The sequence below is a fragment of the Extensimonas perlucida genome (genome assembly GCF_007655255.1).
Classification (GTDB): domain Bacteria; phylum Pseudomonadota; class Gammaproteobacteria; order Burkholderiales; family Burkholderiaceae_C; genus Extensimonas; species Extensimonas perlucida.
In genome coordinates, this window is the sequence record NZ_VMYE01000028.1 from 1 (window position 1) to 2,500 (window position 2,500).

Sequence of the window (2,500 nt, forward strand, 5' to 3'; positions counted from 1 at the left end):
AGGAGCCTGACGATGACCTACTTTCGCACGGGGATCCGCACTATCATCGGCGCGAAGCTGTTTCACGGTCCTGTTCGGGATGGGAAGGGGTGGTACCAGCTTGCTATGGTCATCAGGCGAAACTGAGAGCCGTGCTGTTTTTGGTTTTGTTCTGTGGGGACAGCGCGGCGAAGATCATAGAAGTCGAATCAGGGAGAATTGGTGATTGCGTTGGTTGTGGCGTGGACACGAGCGACGTAGCAAGTATGGTTGACCGGTACTTGCTAACTTGCGTATTTACACACGAAGAACATACACATGCATTGGAACTTTGAGATTTTTGTCAAAGTTATAGGGTCAAGCCGCACGAGCAATTAGTACTGGTTAGCTGAACGCATTGCTGCGCTTACACACCCAGCCTATCAACGTCCTGGTCTAGAACGACTCTTGAGGGGGCTCGGGGCCCCGGCAGATCTTATCTTGAAACGAGTTTCCCGCTTAGATGCTTTCAGCGGTTATCTCTTCCGCACATAGCTACTCGGCGATGCCACTGGCGTGACAACCGATACACCAGAGGTGCGTCCACTCCGGTCCTCTCGTACTAGGAGCAGGCTTTCTCAAATCTGCAGCGCCCACGGAAGATAGGGACCAAACTGTCTCACGACGTTTTAAACCCAGCTCACGTACCTCTTTAAATGGCGAACAGCCATACCCTTGGGACCGGCTACAGCCCCAGGATGAGATGAGCCGACATCGAGGTGCCAAACACCGCCGTCGATATGAACTCTTGGGCGGTATCAGCCTGTTATCCCCAGAGTACCTTTTATCCGTTGAGCGATGGCCCTTCCATACAGAACCACCGGATCACTATGTCCTGCTTTCGCACCTGCTCGACTTGTCGGTCTCGCAGTTAAGCACGCTTATGCCATTGCACTATCGTCACGATGTCCGACCGTAACTAGCGTACCTTCGAACTCCTCCGTTACGCTTTGGGAGGAGACCGCCCCAGTCAAACTGCCTACCATGCACTGTCCCCGATCCAGATGATGGATCCAGGTTAGAACCTCAAACGCACCAGGGTGGTATTTCAACGTCGGCTCCATGAGAGCTAGCGCCCTCACTTCAAAGCCTCCCACCTATCCTACACAGATCCGTTCAAAGTCCAATACAAAGCTACAGTAAAGGTTCATGGGGTCTTTCCGTCTTTCCGCGGGGAGATTGCATCATCACAAACATTTCAACTTCGCTGAGTCTCAGGAGGAGACAGTGTGGCCATCGTTACGCCATTCGTGCAGGTCGGAACTTACCCGACAAGGAATTTCGCTACCTTAGGACCGTTATAGTTACGGCCGCCGTTTACTGGGACTTCGATCAAGAGCTTGCACCCCATCACTTAATCTTCCAGCACCGGGCAGGCGTCACACCCTATACGTCCACTTTCGTGTTTGCAGAGTGCTGTGTTTTTATTAAACAGTCGCAGCCACCGATTTTTTGCAACCCCTTTGGGCTCCCTTTGTTCAAGTTCACCTACTTGGGGCATACCTTCTCCCGAAGTTACGGTATCAATTTGCCGAGTTCCTTCTCCTGAGTTCTCTCAAGCGCCTTAGAATACTCATCTCGCGCACCAGTGTCGGTTTGCGGTACGGTCGTCAATAGCTGAAGCTTAGTGGCTTTTCCTGGAAGCAGGGTATCACTCACTTCGGCAGCAAGCTGCCTCGTTGTCACCCCTCATCTTAGCCCGGCGGATTTGCCTACCGGGCACGACTACAGGCTTGAACCAACTATTCCAACAGTTGGCTGAGCTAACCTTCTTCGTCCCCACATCGCACTATTGAGCGGTACAGGAATATTGACCTGTTTCCCATCAGCTACGCATCTCTGCCTCGCCTTAGGGGCCGACTCACTCTACGCCGATGAACGTTGCGTAGAAAACCTTGCGCTTACGGCGAGCGGGCTTTTCACCCGCTTTAACGCTACTCATGTCAGCATTCGCACTTCTGATACCTCCAGCATCCGTTACCAGACACCTTCACAGGCTTACAGAACGCTCTCCTACCACGCACGATTGCTCGTGCATCCGCAGCTTCGGTAACTGGCTTGAGCCCCGTTACATCTTCCGCGCAGGACGACTCGATCAGTGAGCTATTACGCTTTCTTTAAATGGTGGCTGCTTCTAAGCCAACATCCTGACTGTCTTAGCCTTCCCACTTCGTTTCCCACTTAGCCAATTTTAGGGACCTTAGCTGGCGGTCTGGGTTGTTTCCCTCTTGAGTCCGGACGTTAGCACCCGGTGCTCTGTCTCCCAAGCTCTACTCTGCAGTATTCGGAGTTTGCCTTGGTTTGGTAAGTCGCCATGACCCCCTAGCCAAAACAGTGCTCTACCCCCGCAGGTAATACTTGAGGCACTACCTAAATAGTTTTCGGAGAGAACCAGCTATTTCCAGGTTTGTTTAGCCTTTCACCCCTATCCACAGCTCATCCGCTAGTTTTGCAACACTAGTCGGTTCGGACCTCCAGTACC

2 rRNA genes (1 of these 2 cut by a window edge) are annotated in these 2,500 nt (G+C 52.4%); both read right to left on the reverse strand.

Features of this window, described 5'->3' with window-relative positions:
* Positions 1–4: 4 nt before the first annotated feature.
* A 5S ribosomal RNA gene (gene rrf / locus FK527_RS15900) occupies positions 5–117 on the reverse strand.
* 215 nt (positions 118–332) lie between these two features.
* Positions 333–2,500, reverse strand: a 23S ribosomal RNA gene (locus FK527_RS15905) (it continues 711 nt past the right edge of the window).